This is a genomic window from Klenkia soli, from assembly GCF_900103975.1.
GTDB classification, from domain to species: Bacteria; Actinomycetota; Actinomycetes; order Mycobacteriales; family Geodermatophilaceae; genus Klenkia; species Klenkia soli.
Window position 1 is genome coordinate 129,821 of record NZ_FNIR01000006.1, and the last position, 18,437, is coordinate 148,257.

Below are 18,437 nucleotides of genomic sequence, written 5' to 3' on the forward strand. Positions count from 1 at the left end.
GTCGGCCGGGCGGGGGAGTGCGGGTGTACCGCTGGGCCTGGTGGGAATGACGGGACGGAGCCGGCCCTTGACGGCGGCAGCGAACGCAGCACACCCCAACCCGAAGGAGATCGCATGACCGAGGCCGTGCAGAGCGCCCCCACCGCCGCGAAGGTCGACGTCTGGGTCGACCCGCTGTGCCCCTGGGCCTGGTTGACCAGCCGCTGGGTGATCGAGGCGTCGAAGGTGCGCGACCTCGACGTCCACTGGCACGTGATGAGCCTGGCCGTGCTCAACGAGGGCCGGGACCTCCCGGAGCAGTACGTCGAGATGATGAAGCAGGCCTGGGGGCCCGTGCGCGTGCTGATCGCCGCGCAGCAGCAGCACGGCGACGAGGTCGTGGGCGACCTCTACACGGCGATGGGCACGCTGCGGCACCAGGAGGGCCAGGAGCTGGCCGACGTCATCGCCCCGGCGCTGGCGAAGGTGGGTCTTCCGGCGTCCCTGGCCGAGGCCGCGGAGTCCACCGAGTACGACGAGGCGCTGAAGAAGAGCCACCACGAGGGCATGGACCCGGTCGGCGAGGACGTCGGCACCCCGGTCCTGCACGTGGACGGCGTCGCCTTCTTCGGGCCCGTCATCAGCCGTGTGCCCACCGGCGAGGAGGCCGGCAAGGCCTTCGACGGCGCCGTCCTGCTGGCCAACCTGCCCGGCTTCTGGGAGCTCAAGCGCACCCGCACCGAGGAGCCGGACTTCTCCACGGTGCCGGCCTCCGCGCTGGAGATCACGAAGCACGCGTGAGCTCCGGGTGCGGCATGCTCGCGGGCATGCCGCACCCCCGCCGCCAGCGCATCCTCATCACCGGCGCGAGCTCCGGCCTCGGCGAGGGCATGGCCCGCCGCTGGGCCGCCGCCGGCCACGACCTCGCCCTGGTGGCCCGCCGCACCGACCGGCTGGAGCGGCTGCGCGACGAGCTCGCCGGGCACGGCCGGACCGTCCTGGTGGACACGCTGGACGTCGACGACCCCGACGCGGTGGCGGAGGTCGTGCCCCGGCTGGCCCGCGAGCTGGGCGGGCTGGACCGCTTCGTGGCCAACGCCGGGCTGGGCAAGGGCGTGCCGGTGGGCACCGGCGGCGCCCGGCCCAACCGCGCCGTCCTCACCACGAACGTGCTCGGCACGCACGCCTGCTGCGAGGCCGCGGTGGCGGTGTTCCGCGCCCAGGGCCACGGCCACCTCGTGGTGATCAGCTCCGTCGCCGGGGTCCGGGGCATGGGCGGCACCCGCACGGCCTACGCGACGTCGAAGGCGGCCGACGCCGTCCTGGCCGAGGGCATCCGGGCCGACCTGCTCGGGTCGCGGGCCACCCGCGGCATCCGGGTCAGCACCATCCACCCCGGTTTCATCGAGACCGACATCAACACCGGCCGGCGGGGACCGTTCACCGTCGGCCTGGACGCCGGCGTCGACGCCCTGGTGGCCGCGGTCGACCGGGAGCCGGTGCGCGCCTACGTGCCCGAGTGGCCGTGGCGCGCCGTCGCGGGTCTGCTGCGCGTGCTCCCGCTGCCGGTCGCCGCCCGCCTGTCCTGACAAACTGGGGCCATGCGCGTCTTCCTCGGCACCGACCACGCCGGACTCGAGCTCAAGGCCCACCTGATGGGCGCCGTCGCCGACGCCGGGTACGAGCCCGTCGACTGCGGGGCGTTCGAGTACGACCCCCTCGACGACTACCCGCCGTTCTGCATCGAGGTGGGCGAGCGCGTCGTCGTCGAGCCGGGGTCCCTGGGCATCGTCATCGGCGGCTCGGGCAACGGCGAGCAGATCGCGGCGAACAAGGTGCCCGGCGTCCGCGCCGCGCTGGTCTGGAACACCTCGACCGCCGAGCTCGCCCGCCAGCACAACGACGCCAACGTGGTCGCGGTCGGTGGCCGTCAGCACACCGTCGAGGAGGCCACCGAGCTGGTGCTGACCTTCCTGCGCACCCCGTTCAGCCACGACGAGCGGCACGTGCGGCGGATCGGCCTGGTCGCGGAGTACGAGCAGGAGCGTCATCACCCCGCCGGTGGCTGACGTGGGCGGGGACGACGTCCGCCGGTGCGTCGACGAGGCCGTCGCCGTCCTGGCCCGCGCTCCCGACCCCACCGCCGAGGTCCCGCTGATGGGCACCGACGTCGCCGGCGTCGTCTGGCACGTCGGCGAGTGCCTGCACTGGTACGGCCACGACCTGCTGCTGGGCCCGGTCGACCTGACCGCGGGCCGCTACGAGCGCGACCCCGCCGCCGGCTACGGCCGGTTGATCACCGGGTTGACCACCTGGGGCGAGGTGCTGGCCCGCGTGCTGGACGCCGCCGACCCCGCCGAGCGGGGCTTCCACCCATGGGGGTCGCCCGACCCGGCCGGCTTCGCGGCGATGGCCTGCGCCGAGGTGCTGCTGCACACCGGGGACGTCGTCGAGGCGGTCGGGCTGCGGTGGGCGCCGCCGGCGGACGTCGCGGCCCGCGTGCTGGCCCGGCTGTTCCCGCACGCCCCCGCCGACACCGACCCGGCGACGACCCTGCGCTGGGCCACCGGCCGCGCCGACCTCCCCGGCCGGCCGCGGCCGGGTTCCTGGGCCTACGCCGCAGCCGGCTGAGCGGCGGTCAGAAGGAGTCCGGGCTCTGCGGGGCGACCGGCCAGGAGAACGACGTCGAGGCCAGGGCCACGGCGCCGGGGCTGACCTCGGTGATCCGGCCGGCCCGGTGCAGCGTGCCCAGCGACACGCCACCGAGGTAGGCCGCGCCCAGCTCCTCGATGCCCAGGACCAGGTCGGGGTCGCGGTCGGTGCGGGCGCAGTGCCCGCCGGCCGGGTGCCCGGTGAGCCGCCAGCGGCCGTCGTTCCAGGGGCAGAAGGCGTCGCGGACCTCGAGCACCAGGTCGATCGGCGCGGGGTAGCGGCGGGCAGCCAGGGCCCGGTCGACGTCGACGAGGCGGACCCAGAGGGCATCGGAGGGCGACGTGGTCACCGAGCGCGGGTCGGCCACCATCGAGCGCAGCGGGTCCTCGGCAGCCAGCGCCCATGAGGTGAGCTCCCGCACCAGGTCGTGGCCGAGCAGGAAGCGCCAGAGGGCGACGCGGGTGGCCGGGTCGGCCGCCACCAGGTCCGTCACGTGCAGCTTGCCCTCCGGCTCGTCGCGGGGCGACCAGCTCTCCTTCTGGCGGTAGCTCGCGTACCCGGTGACCTGGCCGTCCGCGCCGGTGTGCAGCGCGTAGCGGCGCTCGGTGAAGCCGTTCCGGTCGTCCTTGTCGTCGCGCAGCCGGCGGTCCCACCAGCGGTCGTCGCGGGCCAGGTGCCCGGGGACGTCGCGGCGCAGCCGGTCGTACAGGGGGACGGCGGCCGCGCGGTAGGCGTCCAGGTCGACGATCGTCGTGCGGCCGGTCGACTCCGGCAGGTCGGCGCGCAGCCGCACGCGGGACGGATCCAGGGTGATGCCGCCGCGCCAGACCGCCGGGGCGTACCCGAAGCGGCCGTAGATGCCGCCCTCTGCGGCCCACAGGGCGGCCACCGGTTCGCGGCCGGCGGCGTGCACCTCGTCGAGCTGCCGCCGCATGATCGCCGTCAGCACGCCACGACGGCGGTGCGTCGGCGAGACGGTGATCCAGGTGATGCCCGCCGCCGGGACCACGCCGCCGGGCACGGTCAGCTGGTGGCTGTAGATGCCGGCGGTGGCCGCGACGAAGCCGTCCTCGACCAGGGCGAGCGACCGGCCCAGCTCGGACGTGGGGCGGGGCTGCTCGATGAACGGCCCGGTCGGGTCCTCGCCGAACACGCGGTACATGGCTCGGGCGAAGGCCGGCCACTCCGGCTCCGCGACGGGGCGGAGGGCGGCGACCAGGTCGGGGTCGGCGGGTGGGGTCGCAACGGTGCTCACCCGTCCTCTCTACCGGTCGCCGGCCGTCGGGGCGACCGGGTTCGTGCACCCGGGGACGTCACCGGACGGTGACCTCCGGAGCGCGCGGAAGCCGTTAGCCTCGACAACGGCCTGCGAGCCGGTCCACGCCCGGGCCGGTGGCCCGTCCCGAGAGAAGGCCCATGCGCTCCACCCCCGTCCCCGTCGTCCTCGCCGCGCTGCTCCTGCTGTCGGCGTGCTCCTCGTCGTCCTCCGACGGGGCCGCCGACCCGACCACCGCCCCCGCGGCGGTCGGGCCGGTGACGACGACCCCCGGGTCCGCGGTGACGCTGGTGGCCGACACCGACCCGGTGGCGGCGGCCATCTCCACCAGCCGGGCGCTGTTCGCGTCCTCGCCGGTGGTCGTGGTGGCGCCCGAGGGGCAGGAGCTCCCCGACGACGCGGCGGAGGCCGCGGAGGAGCTCGGGGTGCCGCTGCTCCTCGTGGGGGACGACCCCGGCGTCGTCCGGGACGAGCTGGACCGGCTGGACGCCACGTCGGTGGTGCTGGCCGGCGGCGCGGAGCTCGCCGACGGCGCGCTGGGCGACCGGGACGTCGTCCCGGCCGACGACGACCTCCCCGAGGTCGGGGCCGCCGACGAGCTCGCCGACGTCGTCGTGCTCGACAGCGGGTCGGCGGAGACCGCGGCCGGCGCGGTGACCGCCCGTGCGGCCGGTGCCACCGTCGTGGACACCGCGGGCCAGACCGACCCCCGGGCCTCCGCGGACGTCGTGGACGCCCTCGCCGGCACCACCCCCGCTGCCGTCGTGGCCCTGGGCACGGCGTTCGACGGGGTCGAGGGGCTGGACTGGAAGACCGCGACGGCGGCCTCGGGCACCCAGCTGCCCGGAGGTGGTCAGCTGCTGTTCCCCGAGCACTTCCTGGTCGCGATGTACGGGTCGACGCAGGGCCCGGCCCTCGGCGTCCTGGGGGAGCAGGGGCTGGATGCCTCGATCGCCCGGGCCGGGGAGTTCGCCGCCCCCTACGCCGACCTGCTGCCGGACCGGACCGTCGTCCCGACCTTCGAGATCATCGTGACGGTGGCCTCGGGGTCGGCCGGCCCCGACGGCAACTACTCCACGGAGCTCGACCCGACCGAGCTGCAGCCCTACGTGGAGGCCGCGGGTGCTGCCGGGCTCTACGTCGTCCTGGACCTGCAGCCGGGGCGCACGGACTTCCTCACCCAGGCCCAGCAGTACCGGTCGCTGCTCGAGCTGCCCTACGTGGGTCTGGCGCTGGACCCCGAGTGGCGGCTGCAGCCCGACCAGGTCCACCTGCAGCAGATCGGGTCGGTGGGCGTGGACGAGGTCAACTCCGTGGTGACCTGGCTGGCCGACCTCACCCGTGAGAACGCCCTGCCGCAGAAGCTCCTCGTCCTGCACCAGTTCCAGCTCCGCATGATCACCGACCGCGAGCGGCTGGACACCTCGCGCGAGGAACTGGCGATCCTGGTGCACGTCGACGGCCAGGGCAGCCAACCTGCCAAGCAGGGCACGTGGAACACCCTTCACCAGGGGGCCCCTTCTCCGGTCTACTGGGGCTGGAAGAACTTCATCGACGAGGACGAACCGATGCTGACCCCGGCCGAGACCGTGGCGCAGGCGCTCCCGTTGCCGGAGCTCGTCACCTACCAGTGAGGACCCCATGACCGAGCTGCTGGAATCCCCGGTCGTCGACCGCGACGAGCTCGAGGCCCGGATGGCGACGCACCGGCGCGAGCTGACCGGCTACTGCTACCGGATGCTGGGCTCCTCGTTCGACGCCGAGGACGCCGTGCAGGACACGATGGTCCGGGCGTGGCGGTCGCTGGACAAGCTGCAGGGCCCCGGCGCGTTGCGGTCCTGGCTCTACCGCATCGCCACCAACGTCTGCCTGGATCTCCTCGACGGCCGCAAGCGCCGGGCCCTGCCGGTCGACATGTCCGACGAGCCCTTCGCCCCGGTCGAGGCCTCGCTGTCGGAGACGCTGCCCGACGGGGCCTGGGTCGAGCCCGCGCTGACCGGGTCGGTGCTGGGCGGCGACCCGGCCGACATCGCCGCCCAGCGGGACTCCGTCCGGCTCGCCTTCGTCGCGGCGCTGCAGGTGCTGCCGCCGCGGCAGCGCGCCGTCCTGGTGCTGCGCGAGGTGCTCCGCTGGAAGGCCGACGAGGTGGCCGGCCTGCTGGACACCAGCGTGGCCGCGGTCAACAGCGCCCTGCAGCGCGCCCGGGCCACGCTGGCCGGCCACGACGGCAAGGCCCGCCCCGGCGAGGTGGACGCCGACCAGGCCGAGCTGCTGGCCGCCTACGTCGACGCCTTCCAGCGCTACGACATGGCCGCGTTCGTCCGGCTGCTGCACGACGACGCCGTGCAGGACATGCCGCCCTTCGCCATGTGGCTGCGCTCGGCCGACGACGTCGTCGCCTGGATGGAGGGTCCGGGGTCGGGGTGCCGCGGCTCGGTGCTCGCGCCGGTCGAGCTCAACGGGTCGACGGCGTTCGCCCAGTGGAAGCCCGACGGCGCCGGCGGCTGGGCCCCGTTCGCCATCCAGGCGCTCGAGGTGCACGACGGACGGATCAGTCGCATCACGTCGTTCCTGGACACCGGTCTGTTCGACCTGTTCGGCTTGCCGTCGACCCCGCCGGAGAGCCTGCTGCCCGGGTAGCAGGACGTCGGCTCCGCTTTCGGGATGATTCCGGCCGAGTTCGTGCCGAAGGTGGTGGAGCCGGGTCACCGGCACCGGATCCGGACGCTGGGGGAGCTCGTGGTGGAACGACGGTGGGGACGATCCGTGGCGCAGGTCCCGGCGGCCGAGATGCCTCGGGACGTCGAGGCCGTCGAGGCCGTCATCACCGCGCTGGACCGCGGCATCGCCGACGACCTGGAGGCCCACCGGGTGATGACCGGCACCCTGGTCTCCGAGCTGGGGCTGGACTACGGCGCGGTCTGGCTCCCCGCCGGGGGCGGGTCCTTCCGGCTCGCGGGGGAGTGGGGCTCCCTGGTGCCCGCTCTGCAGGCCACGCGCGTCGAGACCCTCACGCAGTCCTCGGGCCTGGGCGGCCGGGCGCTCTCCACCCGCGAGGCGGTGATCTGCGACTCCGCCGCGGGCGCCGCGGCCTGCACCCGCTGGACCGCGGCGACGGCGGCCGGTGCCACGAGCGGCGCGCAGCTCCCGGTGGTCGAGGACGGCGTGGTGGTCGCGGTCAAGGAGTTCTACAAGCGCGGCGACCTGCCGGTGTTCCGGCAGGCCAAGTGGCACTCCCTGGAGCGGCTGCTCAACAACGCCCGCAAGGCGGCCGTGAGCAAGGCGGCGCTCCAGGAGACCCTCGAGGACCGCCAGGCGGTCACGACGGTCGTCGGGCAGATCGCGGATGCCACGACCGAGGAGCGCGCCCTGCGGGTCGCGCTGGACACCGTGCGCACCGCCTTCGGCTGGGCCTACGGCTCCTTCTGGGGGCTCGACGAGCGGGACCACCTGCTCCGGTTCGCCCAGGAGTCCGGCTCGGCGGGCGAGGAGTTCCGCCAGGTCACCCTGGCCGCCTCCTTCGCGGAGGGGGTCGGCCTGTCCGGTCGTGCCTGGCGCAAGCGGGACCTGGTGTTCGTCAGCGACATCGGCGAGATGACCGACTGCGTCCGCGCGCCGGCCGCCCAGCGCGCCGGCGTGAAGTCCGGGGTCTGCTTCCCGCTCGTGGTCGGCGGCAGGGTCATCGGGACGATGGACTTCTTCGTCACCGAGACCATCGAGCTCTCCGAGTCCCGGGCCGCCGCCCTGCGCAACGTGCAGCAGCTGGTGTCGCAGCGGTTGGACGTCCTGCGCCGCAGCGAGGAGGCCGCCCGCAACGCGCGCGACCTGCTGGAGACCATCGCGCGCCTGCGCCAGGCCTCCGGCGACGCCGGGCTGGTCGCCGAGCAGGCCGTCGGGCAGGCCACCACGATGACCCGCGAGGTGGAGGAGCTCGGCCAGGCCTCGGCCGCCGTGGACGAGGTCATCCGGATCATCTCCGGCATCGCCGACCAGACCAACCTGCTGGCCCTCAACGCCACCATCGAGGCCGCCCGCGCCGGCGAGCTCGGCAAGGGCTTCGCGGTCGTGGCCTCCGAGGTCAAGGACCTGGCCCGGGAGACGGCCGCCGCGACGAAGAAGGTCTCGGACCAGATCGCGGGGATCCAGGCGTCCAGCCGCACCGTCGCCGACGGCATCCACAGCACCGCGGAGACCATCGGCAAGCTGGACGTCGTCCAGACCCGCATCGCGGAGGTGCTCGAGGAGCAGGCGAGGGTGGCCTCGGCGTTCGAGGACATCGCGCACTGACGCCTGCGTGGAGCGGGTGACCGGGATCGAACCAGCCCGTGCGGCAGGCGGCGGCCGGGCCGCTGCGCTTCCTACGTGGGGCCGAGCTGGGCCGGCAGCCTCGACACGTCCGACGACGGAGACCGGATCGATCAGCATCGGTCTAGGTTGCGGTGCATGACGGGGGTCTTCTCCTCGGCGGTCCTGCCCGCCGAGGTCGCGAGTCGCTATCCGTACGGCTACGCCCTCGTGGACGTGGAGACCTCGGGTCTGCGCGCGACCAGCGACCGGGTCCTGCAGATCGCCGTCACCCAGATGGCTGCCGACGGAGCGATCGAGTCCACCTGGTCGACACTGCTGGATCCCGGCTGCGACCCGGGGCCGACCCACATCCACGGGCTCACCCGGGCGAAGCTGCGGGGAGCACCCCAGTACTGCGATGTGGCTGACGACGTCGGCCGCCGGGTCGGCGGGCGCGTCATCGTGGCCCACAACGTCGACTTCGACCACCGTTTCCTCGCCGCCGAGGCCACCCGCGCCGGCCGTCGGTTGCTGGTGGACCAGCGGCTGTGCACCCTGGCGCTGACCCGCCGGCTCGACGTCCCGGTGCTCGACTTCAAGCTTGGATCCGTCGCGGCCTACTGGGGGGTGCGGGCCGTCCGCGCCCACGACGCCGCCGACGACGTCCGCGTGCTGACCGAGATCCTCCGGCACTCGCTCGTGACAGCGGCACGCCTCGACATGGACCTACCATTGGCGGCCTGCATCGATGCCGTACCGGCGCCGTATCCGCCGAAGGCCCCGCGCACGCCATGTCCGTGGCGCGCACCGCATCGCTGGGTCCCGGGTGCACCGCTGGTGCAGGGGATGAAGGTGGTCATCTCCGGCGCGACCAGCGCTCCGCGGGAGCTGCTGGCACGACGGGCTGCCGCCGCCGGGCTCGACGTCATGAACACCGTCAGCGGTCGCACGCACCTCTTGATGTGCAACCGCCCCGACCTGGACACCAACAAGGCCGCCAAGGCTCGCGAACACGGCACACCGGTCATCACCGAAGCCGAGTTCACCGCGCTGCTCGGTTCGGTCACGCCCGGGCAACCGAAGCTCGTGGACGCCCCGCAGGCAACCGGCGCTGACCCGGTTGTTCCTGCACCTCGCGCGACTGCACCCAGTGGCCTGCTCAGCGGCCGACGCGTCGTCGTCCTCGGCGGCAGCCATGGTGGTGCAGCCGAGATCCGAGCGCGCCTCCTCGAGGCCGGCGCCAGCGTCGCCGTCAACCTGACCGGCTCCGTCACCGATGTCGTCCTCGCACCCTCCGCAGAACTCGATGGCCGGCTGGACCGCGCGCGGGCGCTCGGCATCCAGCCGCTCGACCCAGCGACCCTCGCGCCACGCCCGTGGCCGGACGGTGTCGACACGGCAGATCTGCCGGAGTCCTCGGGTGCCCCTCCGGCCGCTGCAGCAGATGCCACGACTGCGATCGCCGACCAGCGGATCCTCGTCCGGGGCGAGGTGATGCAGCTCCCGGCCAAGGACGAATGGCTGGTCGAGGTGCGCTGGGCAGCGCCCGGCCGCCACGCGGCCGAGCAGTACGACGTGGACGTGGTGGCTCTCGTCGTGGACGACGACGAACAGGTCGCCGTCGACGAGGACTTCGTCTTCTACAACGCCCCCGAGCACCCTTCCGGAGCCGTCCTCCTCTCGAGCGGGATCGCCGGTGAAGCTCTGGTGTCGATCCGCCCCGAGGACCTGCCTGCCGCCCGGCAGCGCGTGTTGCTTGCCGCAGCCATCGACGGCGCGGTCACCTTCGGCGACGTCGGCGCGGTCGAACTGATCCTTCGCGACGCCGACGGTGCGCCCGTCGCCCGAGCCACCCTGGACGCAGCCACCCAGGAGCGCAGCCTCATCCTCGGCACCTTGTACCGACGCAACGGAGCGTGGCGCTGGCGTGCAGTCGGTCAGGGCTATCAGGACGACCTCGCCGATCTCGCCATCCGGCACGGCGTGGACATCGACGAGGCGGGCTGAGGGCCGAAGCGCCGGTCTAGCCGACGGGCGCACCGCTCCGCTCTGCCGGGGACGCCATGACCGGCGCAGGCCAGACCTGGCGCCCCCTCGACAACCCGTCTGATCTCGTGGTGGAGCGGGTGACCGGGATCGAACCGGCATGGCCAGCTTGGAAGGCTGGGGCTCTACCATTGAGCTACACCCGCGAGATGTCGCCCGCCCAGGGTACCGGTAGCGCTCGGGCCTAGACTCGGCCCTCGCCACGGGGTGTGGCGCAGCTTGGTAGCGCACCTGCTTTGGGAGCAGGGGGCCGCAGGTTCAAATCCTGTCACCCCGACACGACGTCCGCGCGGTCTCTGGGAGACTGGCGGGCATCCCGGCGTGACCCGTGGTCTCGCCGTACCCCCTGATGTCTGCACCGAGGAGCGCTGCACTGTGAAGAGCACCATCGAGAACCTGGGCCCGACCCGGGTCCGGCTCGCCATCGAGGTGCCGTGGGGCGACCTGGACCACGCCTTCGGCGAGGTCTACAAGGAGCTCGGCCGTCAGGTCCGGGTCCCCGGCTTCCGGCCGGGCAAGGTCCCCAACCGCATACTCGACCAGCGCATCGGGCGGGCCGCCGTCCTGGAGCAGGTCGTGCAGCACGCCGTCCCCGAGGTCTACTCCGAGGCGATCCGCGAGAACCAGGTCCGGGTCCTGACCCAGCCCGACGTCGAGGTCACCCGCATCGACGACGGCGACACCCTGGCCTTCACCGCCGAGGTCGACGTCGCCCCCGAGCTCGAGCTGCCCGAGCTCGACTCCCTGGCCGTGACCGTCGACGACGTCGAGGTCACCGACGAGGAGGTCGAGACCCAGGTCTCGACCATGCGCGAGCGCTTCGCGATGCTCACCGGTGTCGAGCGGGCCGCGCGGGACGGCGACTACGTCTCCATCGACCTGGAGGCCAAGCTCGACGGCGAGGTCCTCGAGGACGGCACCACCAGCGGCATGTCCTACGAGGTCGGCACCGGCACCCTCATGGACGGCCTGGACGAGGCCGTGCGCGGTCTGTCGGTCGACGAGTCGGCCACCTTCTCCTCCGCCCTGCTCTCCGGCGACGCCGCGGGTCAGGACGCCGAGGTCACCGTCACGGTGCGGTCGGTCAAGGCCAAGGAGCTCCCCGAGCTCGACGACGACTTCGCCTCCACCGCGAGCGAGTTCGACACCCTCGCCGAGCTGCACGACGACGTCCGCACCCGGCTGGGCCGCGTGAAGGTCATGCAGCAGGGCAGCCAGGCGCGCGACAAGCTGGTCGAGCACCTGCTCGAGGTCATCGAGGTCCCCGTGCCCGAGAAGCTGGTCGAGCGCGAGCTCGAGTGGCGCACGCAGGCCATGGAGGGCGAGCTCCAGCAGGCCGGCATGGACTGGGACGCCTACTTCACCGCCGCCGGCATCGACGGTCGCGAGGCCTACGACGCCGACATGCGCTCGAACGTGGAGAACGCCGTCCGCACCCAGTTCGTGCTCGACGCGATCGCCGACGCCCGTGAGGTCACCGTCGACAACGACGACCTCTCGGCGCAGATCATGGCCCAGGCCCAGCGCAACCGGGTGAGCCCCGAGCAGTACGCCCAGCAGCTGCAGCAGGGCAACAACATCGCCGACTTCGTGGCCGACGTCCGGCGCACCAAGGCCCTGGCCCAGCTGCTGGAGTCCACGACCATCACCGACGCCTCCGGCAACGAGGTCGACCTCGAGGGCCTGCGCCCGAAGACCGTCCGGGCCGACGGCGAGGACGGCGGGGAGGCCCCGAAGAAGAAGGCCGCCGCCAAGAAGACCGCGGCCAAGAAGGCGCCGGCCAAGAAGGCCGCCAAGGCCGACGCCGACGCGGACGCACCGGCCGAGGACGGCGAGGCCGCCCCGAAGAAGAAGGCCGCCGCCAAGAAGGCCCCGGCCAAGAAGGCCGCCGCCGCGAAGGCCGAGGACGAGGCCCCCGCCGAGTCCTGACCCACCCCGCCCCGCCGACGACGCCCGTCCCGCCGCCCACCCGCGGCCGGGGCGGGCGTCGTCGTCCCGGGGGACGGTCCTGTGCGCCCTCGGCGAACACCGGCCGTCGCGGGAGTGGCCTGTCGGACGTGCGCGTTAGGGTCGACGTGACACCGAGAAGGGCCCGCCCCGACCAGGGAACGGCCCGTCCCCGGCGGCCCACCTGCTCCACCGCACCACAGCCCAGAGACCGCCTGCTCGACAGTCCTACGGAGGTCACCGCACTCGTGAGCACCCCATACCCGACCGCGCCGGTGATGCGCGGCGCCGGGAACATGATGAACCTCGGCGACTCGGTCTACGAGCGCCTCCTGCGCGAGCGGATCATCTTCCTCGGCAGCCAGGTCGACGACCAGATCGCCAACCAGCTCGCCGCCCAGATGCTGCTGCTGTCCGCCGAGGACCCCAAGCGCGACATCCACCTCTACATCAACTCGCCCGGTGGCTCGGTCACCGCGGGCATGGCCATCTACGACACGATGCAGTTCATCGACTGCGACGTCGCCACCTACGGCATGGGTCTGGCCGCCTCGATGGGCCAGTTCCTGCTGACCGCCGGCACCGCGGGCAAGCGCTACGCCCTGCCGCACGCGCGGATCATGATGCACCAGCCGTCGGCCGGCGTCGGGGGCACCGCCTCGGACATCGCGATCCAGGCCGACCTGTTCCGCCGCACCAAGAAGGAGCTCAACGAGCTCCAGTCCCAGCACACCGGCCAGACCGTCGAGCAGATCGAGGTCGACTCCGACCGCGACCGCTGGTTCACCGCGGCCGAGGCGCTGGAGTACGGCTTCGTCGACCACGTGGTCACGAAGGCCTCCGCGACGACCGAGACCGACAACCCGGTCACCGAGAACTGACGGTCGGAGGACCTGACATGAGCTTCCAGATGCCGCAGAGCCGGTACATCCTGCCCTCCTTCACCGAGCGCACCAGCTACGGCATGAAGGAGTCCAACCCCTACAACAAGCTCTTCGAGGAGCGCATCATCTTCCTCGGGGTGCAGGTCGACGACGCCAGCGCCAACGACGTCATGGCCCAGCTGCTGACGCTGGAGTCCACCGACCCCGACCGCGACATCACGATGTACATCAACTCGCCCGGTGGCTCCTTCACCGCGCTGATGGCCATCTACGACACGATGATGTTCGTCCGGCCCGACATCCAGACCGTCTGCATGGGCCAGGCCGCCTCCGCGGCCGCCGTGCTGCTGGCGGCCGGGACCAAGGGCAAGCGGCTCTCGCTGCCCTACTCCCGGGTGCTCATCCACCAGCCCTCGGGCGAGGCGGGCGGCCAGGTCACCGACCTGGAGATCCACGCGAACGAGATCGAGCGCGTGCGCACGCAGATGGAGCAGATCCTGGCCCGGCACACCGGCCGGTCCCAGGAGCAGGTCCGCAAGGACATCGACCGCGACAAGATCCTCACGGCCCAGGAGGCCAAGGAGTACGGGATCGTCGACGAGGTCGTCCAGAGCCGGAAGCTCAACGCGCTCCTGGCCTGACCGCACGACCCCGGTCCGCCGGCTCCGGAGCCCCGCGGTGGGGCTCCGGAGCCGCACGGTCCTCCCCGTGCCCCGGGGTCACCCGGGGCCGGTGTGAGGCGGGGGAAGGACTCGCAGACACCCGGGTGCGTCACTGCCCGGGAACGTCGGAGAGGGCCGGTACGGTCGGCGGACGCCCGATCCCCGGTACTCACCGGCTCGTGCACGAGGCCCGCCGCCGGCGGGGTGATCAGGGGAATGATCGAGGGTCCTGCTCTTCCCAGCAGGCCCGCTGTGACACGGAGGTCAGCCAGGTGGCACGTATCGGTGAGAGCGGCGACCTGCTCAAGTGCTCGTTCTGCGGGAAGAGCCAGAAGCAGGTCAAGAAGCTCATCGCTGGCCCCGGGGTCTACATCTGCGACGAGTGCATCGAGCTCTGCAACGAGATCATCGAGGAGGAGCTCAGCGAGTCCTCGGACCTCAAGTTCGACGAGCTGCCGAAGCCCAAGGAGATCCACGACTTCCTCGAGCAGTACGTGATCGGCCAGGACAAGGCCAAGCGCACGCTCGCGGTCGCCGTCTACAACCACTACAAGCGGATCCAGGCCGGCGGTGAGCGCGGCTCCCGCGACGACGCCGTCGAGCTGGCCAAGTCCAACATCCTGCTGATGGGCCCCACCGGGTGCGGCAAGACCCACCTGGCGCAGACCCTCGCGCGCATGCTCAACGTGCCCTTCGCCATCGCCGACGCCACCGCGCTGACCGAGGCCGGCTACGTGGGCGAGGACGTCGAGAACATCCTGCTGAAGCTGATCCAGGCTGCCGACTACGACGTCAAGCGCGCCGAGACCGGCATCATCTACATCGACGAGGTCGACAAGATCGCCCGCAAGAGCGAGAACCCGTCGATCACCCGCGACGTGTCCGGCGAGGGCGTGCAGCAGGCGCTGCTGAAGATCCTCGAGGGCACCACCGCCTCGGTCCCGCCGCAGGGTGGTCGCAAGCACCCGCACCAGGAGTTCATCCAGATCGACACCACCAACGTGCTGTTCATCGTGGGCGGTGCGTTCGCCGGTCTCGAGGAGGTCATCGAGGCCCGTACCGGGAAGCAGGGCATGGGCTTCGGCGCGGCCGTGCGCGGCAAGGCCGAGATCGAGCAGGCCAACGCCATCGCGCAGGTGCTGCCCGAGGACCTGCTGAAGTTCGGCATGATCCCCGAGTTCATCGGGCGGTTGCCGGTCATCACCACGGTGCAGAAGCTCGACCGCACGGCGCTGATCAACATCCTCACCGAGCCCAAGAACGCCCTGGTGCGCCAGTACCGCCGGCTGTTCGAGCTCGACGGGGTGGAGCTGGAGTTCACCGACGACGCCCTCGAGGCCATCGCCGACCAGGCGCTGCTGCGCGGCACCGGTGCCCGTGGCCTGCGCGCGATCCTCGAGGAGGTGCTGCAGTCGGTCATGTACGACATCCCGAGCCGGGAGGACGTCGCGACCGTCGTCATCACCGGCGAGGTCGTGCTCGAGCACGTCGCCCCGACCATCGTGCCCCGCAAGCCCTCCCGCGAGCGCCGCGAGAAGTCGGCCTAGCCAGCACCGCGCTCGTACCCGAGAGGCCCAGAACCTCACCGGTTCTGGGCCTCTCGCGTTCATCGGTCCGGGTGTCAGGCCGCGAGGGCGGTGTCGCGGCGCATGTCCCGCTCCCGGTCGACGCGGCTGCTGTGGAAACGATGGCCGTCGAGCTCCACGGCCACGCGCAGGTCGGGCCAGGCAGCGTCCAGGCGCACCCTGCGGCCGGACAGCCCCACCTCGTCCTGCTGGGTGCACGCGGGGATGCCCGAGGTGCACCAGGGCCGACGCATGGCTGAGCGGACCGCGGGTCCACAGCGTCGCAGCCAGCGCTCGGACGTCCCACTCGCGCACCCGGTCCGGCAACGCGAGGACGCCGGGGTGGAGGAGGACGACGTCGCCGTCGGTCAGCCAGCGGGTGACGCTGCTGGAGCTGGGGCTCCGTGCGCGGAGTCCCCTGTGGGCGACCACAGCTGCGAACCCCGGCGGCCCGAGGCCCCTGTGGACAGCCTCGCCGCACCGCCCAACCCGCCGTGCGAAGCCCTCTGCACCTCGGTGGCCCGGACGTGGGCAGTTCCGGGCCACCGGCGTGCAGAGGTCGGCCGGCCTACTCGGTCGGGGCCAGGACGACGTCCACCGACAGCGGGCCCTGGGTGGGCTCGACGGTGAGCGTGGTGATGATGCCGGCGGCGACCAGGTCGCGGCGCACGGCCTCGACCAGGGCCACCTCGGTCTGCGGCGCGTGCACCACCGCGGACTCCACCGGCGCCCGCATCGACACCTTGGCCTCGCTCTTGGCCTTGCGGATCGCCGCCAGCGCCTCGGCGGCGACGCCGACCAGTGCCGGGTCACCGCCGGTGGGCAGCTCGGCGGCGGTCGGCCAGGCGGCGCGGTGCACCGAGCCGGTCTGCCACCAGGACCAGACCTCCTCGGCGGCGAAGGGCAGCACCGGCGCCAGCAGGCGGGTGAGCACCGACAGCGTGGTCGCGAGCCCCGCCTTGGCGGAGGTGGCGCCCTCGGCGGGGCCGCCGTCCTCGCCGTAGGCGCGGGTCTTGACCAGCTCGACGTGGTCGTCGCAGAACTGCCAGAAGAAGGTCTCGGTGACCTCCAGCGCCCGGGTGTAGTTGTAGGCCTCCATCGCGGTGGTGGCCTCGTCGACCACCGTGCGCAGCCGGGCCAGCAGGGCGGCGTCCACCGGCTCGGTGACCGGCGCGCCCACCAGCTCGGCGGTGGCGCCCAGGCTGCCGAGCACGAACTTGCCGACGTTGAGCAGCTTGATGGCCAGCCGGCGGCCGACCTTCATCTGCACCTCGTCGAAGGGGGAGTCGGCACCCGGCCGGGCGCCGGCGGCGCGCCAGCGGACGGCGTCGGTGCCGTACTTCTCCAGCACGTCGATCGGCGTGGTGGCGTTGCCCTTGGACTTGCTCATCTTCTTGCGGTCGGGGTCGACGACGAAGCCGGAGATCGCCGCGTGCGTCCACGGCACCTGGCCCTGCTCGTAGTGCGCGCGCACGACGGTGGAGAACAGCCAGGTGCGGATGATGTCGTGCGCCTGGGGCCGCAGGTCCATCGGGAACACGTGGGCGAACAGCTCGGGGTCGGTGTCCCAGCCCGAGGCCACCTGCGGCGACAGCGAGGACGTCGCCCAGGTGTCCATGACGTCGGGATCGGCCATGAACCCGCCGGGCACGCCGCGCTGGTCCTCGGTCCAGCCCGCCGGCACGTCGGAGGACGGGTCGACCGGCAGCGACTCCTCGGGGGCGGTGATGGGCTCGTCGAGCACCGGCTCGCCGGCCTCGTCGAGGCGGTACCAGACCGGGAACGGGACACCGAAGAAGCGCTGCCGGCTGATCAGCCAGTCACCGTTCAGGCCCTCGACCCAGTTCTCGTAGCGGTGCCGCATGTGCTCGGGGACCCATCGGATCTCCTTGCCGCGGGCCACCAGCGCGGTGCGCAGGTCGGCGTCGCGGCCGCCGTTGCGGATGTACCACTGGCGGGTGGTGACGATCTCGAGGGGCCGCTCGCCCTTCTCGAAGAACTTCACCGGGTGGTTGATCGGCCGCGGGTCGCCCTCGAGGTCGCCGGACTCGCGCAGCAGCTCCACGACCCGTTGCTGGGCGCTGAAGACCGTCTTGCCGGCCAGCTCGGCGTAGACCTCGGCCGGCACGCCGTCGGGGGCGTCGGGCAGCAGCCGGCCGTCCCAGCCGATGATCGCCCGGGTGGGCAGCTGCAGCTCGCGCCACCAGATCACGTCGGTGAGGTCGCCGAACGTGCAGATCATCGCGATGCCCGAGCCCTTGTCCTTCTCGGCCAGGCGGTGCGCCACCACGGGGACCTCGACGCCGAACAGCGGGGTGCGCACCGTCTGCCCGAACAGCGGCTGGTAGCGCTCGTCGTCGGGATGGGCGACCAGGGCCACGCAGGCCGGCAGCAGCTCGGGGCGGGTGGTCTCGATGTGCACCGGGCCGTCGGGGCCGGCGAAGGCGACCCGGTGGTAGGCGCCGGGGCGCTCGCGGTCCTCGAGCTCGGCCTGGGCCACGGCGGTGCGGAAGGTGACGTCCCAGAGGGTGGGTGCCTCCTGGGCGTAGGCCTCGCCGCGGGCCAGGTTGTGCAGGAACGCCCGCTGCGCGGTGGCCCGGGAGGACTCGGAGATCGTGCGGTAGACGTTGCCCCAGTCGACCGACAGCCCGACCTGGCGCCACAGCTTCTCGAACTCGGCCTCGTCGACGGCGGTGAGCTGCTCGCACAGCTCGACGAAGTTGCGGCGGCTGATCGGCAGCTGGTCCTTGCCCGGCTTCTCGGGCGGGGTGAACGACTCGTCGTAGGGGAGCGAGGGGTCGCAGCGCACGCCGTAGTAGTTCTGCACCCGGCGCTCGGTGGGCAGGCCGTTGTCGTCCCAGCCCATCGGGTAGAACACGTGCTTGCCGGTCATGCGGTGGTAGCGGGCCACGATGTCGGTGTGGGTGTAGCTGAACACGTGGCCGACGTGCAGCGAGCCGCTCGCGGTCGGCGGCGGGGTGTCGATGGCGAAGGTCTGCGAGCGCGGTGCGGCCAGCGCGGCGGCCCGGTCGAAGCCGTAGACGTCGTCCCGCGCCCACGCGGCTACCCACTTGGCCTCGAGGCCGTCGAGGGTGGGCTTGTCGGGCACGGTGCCCGGGGCGGTGACGTCTGTGGACAT

Annotated in this window: 15 protein-coding genes and 2 tRNA genes; 13 read left to right on the forward strand and 4 right to left on the reverse strand. The window is 72.7% G+C overall.

Features of this window, described 5'->3' with window-relative positions; translation table 11 throughout:
- The first annotated feature begins 114 nt into the window (after positions 1–114).
- From BLS67_RS10870 to BLS67_RS10885, 4 genes are read left to right on the forward strand one after another with little or no spacing between them, the layout of a single operon-like run.
- Positions 115–780 carry a mycothiol-dependent nitroreductase Rv2466c family protein gene (locus BLS67_RS10870; protein ID WP_091244589.1) on the forward strand — a complete coding sequence of 222 codons (666 nt, stop codon included), beginning with the start codon at positions 115–117 and terminating at the stop codon, positions 778–780.
- The gene (locus BLS67_RS10875; protein ID WP_242653989.1) at positions 777–1,568 is read left to right on the forward strand and encodes an SDR family oxidoreductase; all 792 of its coding nucleotides are present in this window, start codon (positions 777–779) and stop codon (positions 1,566–1,568) included. Before BLS67_RS10870 ends, BLS67_RS10875 begins: the two co-directional genes overlap by 4 nt.
- Positions 1,569–1,580: 12 nt before the next feature.
- Positions 1,581–2,048, forward strand: coding sequence for a ribose-5-phosphate isomerase (locus BLS67_RS10880; RefSeq protein WP_091244592.1), 468 nt, complete (start codon positions 1,581–1,583; stop codon positions 2,046–2,048).
- On the forward strand, positions 2,041–2,610 hold the full coding sequence (locus BLS67_RS10885) for a hypothetical protein (RefSeq protein WP_131801719.1): 570 nt from the start codon (positions 2,041–2,043) through the stop codon (positions 2,608–2,610). Before BLS67_RS10880 ends, BLS67_RS10885 begins: the two co-directional genes overlap by 8 nt.
- 7 nt (positions 2,611–2,617) lie before the next feature.
- On the opposite strand, the gene BLS67_RS10890 is transcribed toward BLS67_RS10885, so the two are convergent.
- Complete coding sequence (locus BLS67_RS10890) at positions 2,618–3,886, reverse strand: GNAT family N-acetyltransferase (protein WP_091244597.1); 1,269 nt, start codon at positions 3,884–3,886, stop codon at positions 2,618–2,620.
- A 161-nt stretch (positions 3,887–4,047) separates the two neighbouring features.
- On the opposite strand from BLS67_RS10890, the gene BLS67_RS10895 reads away from it, so the two are divergent.
- The 4 genes from BLS67_RS10895 to BLS67_RS10910 all read left to right on the forward strand — a co-directional run bounded on the left by BLS67_RS10895 (position 4,048) and on the right by BLS67_RS10910 (position 10,201).
- The gene (locus tag BLS67_RS10895; RefSeq protein WP_091244601.1) at positions 4,048–5,541 is read left to right on the forward strand and encodes a hypothetical protein; all 1,494 of its coding nucleotides are present in this window, start codon (positions 4,048–4,050) and stop codon (positions 5,539–5,541) included.
- A gap of 7 nt (positions 5,542–5,548) precedes the next feature.
- Complete coding sequence (locus BLS67_RS10900) at positions 5,549–6,547, forward strand: sigma-70 family RNA polymerase sigma factor (protein ID WP_091244604.1); 999 nt, start codon at positions 5,549–5,551, stop codon at positions 6,545–6,547.
- Positions 6,548–6,673: 126 nt separating this feature from the next.
- Complete coding sequence (locus BLS67_RS10905; protein WP_278247126.1) at positions 6,674–8,194, forward strand: methyl-accepting chemotaxis protein; 1,521 nt, start codon at positions 6,674–6,676, stop codon at positions 8,192–8,194.
- Positions 8,195–8,350: 156 nt separating this feature from the next.
- The gene (locus BLS67_RS10910) at positions 8,351–10,201 is read left to right on the forward strand and encodes a TerD family protein (RefSeq protein WP_091245021.1); all 1,851 of its coding nucleotides are present in this window, start codon (positions 8,351–8,353) and stop codon (positions 10,199–10,201) included.
- Between the two features lie 111 nt (positions 10,202–10,312).
- Here the strand turns inward: BLS67_RS10910 and BLS67_RS10915 are convergent.
- Positions 10,313–10,386 (reverse strand) — tRNA-Gly (locus BLS67_RS10915).
- Between the two features lie 57 nt (positions 10,387–10,443).
- On the opposite strand from BLS67_RS10915, the gene BLS67_RS10920 reads away from it, so the two are divergent.
- From BLS67_RS10920 to clpX, 5 genes are all read left to right on the forward strand, one after another.
- Positions 10,444–10,517 (forward strand) — tRNA-Pro (locus BLS67_RS10920).
- Positions 10,518–10,615: 98 nt separating this feature from the next.
- Positions 10,616–12,169 carry a trigger factor gene (tig, locus tag BLS67_RS10925; protein WP_165617543.1) on the forward strand — a complete coding sequence of 518 codons (1,554 nt, stop codon included), beginning with the start codon at positions 10,616–10,618 and terminating at the stop codon, positions 12,167–12,169.
- 266 nt (positions 12,170–12,435) lie between these two features.
- Complete coding sequence (locus tag BLS67_RS10930) at positions 12,436–13,068, forward strand: ATP-dependent Clp protease proteolytic subunit (RefSeq protein ID WP_479723814.1); 633 nt, start codon at positions 12,436–12,438, stop codon at positions 13,066–13,068.
- Between the two features lie 17 nt (positions 13,069–13,085).
- On the forward strand, positions 13,086–13,712 hold the full coding sequence (locus tag BLS67_RS10935; protein WP_091244616.1) for an ATP-dependent Clp protease proteolytic subunit: 627 nt from the start codon (positions 13,086–13,088) through the stop codon (positions 13,710–13,712).
- Positions 13,713–14,005: 293 nt separating this feature from the next.
- Positions 14,006–15,280, forward strand: a complete 1,275-nt coding sequence (gene clpX, locus BLS67_RS10940) for an ATP-dependent Clp protease ATP-binding subunit ClpX (protein ID WP_091244620.1) — start codon at positions 14,006–14,008, stop codon at positions 15,278–15,280.
- A 74-nt stretch (positions 15,281–15,354) separates the two neighbouring features.
- Here the strand turns inward: clpX and BLS67_RS10945 are convergent, their stop codons facing one another.
- Complete coding sequence (locus tag BLS67_RS10945; RefSeq protein WP_091244622.1) at positions 15,355–15,552, reverse strand: hypothetical protein; 198 nt, start codon at positions 15,550–15,552, stop codon at positions 15,355–15,357.
- A gap of 314 nt (positions 15,553–15,866) precedes the next feature.
- Positions 15,867–18,437 carry a valine--tRNA ligase gene (gene valS, locus BLS67_RS10950; RefSeq protein WP_091244625.1) on the reverse strand — a complete coding sequence of 857 codons (2,571 nt, stop codon included), beginning with the start codon at positions 18,435–18,437 and terminating at the stop codon, positions 15,867–15,869.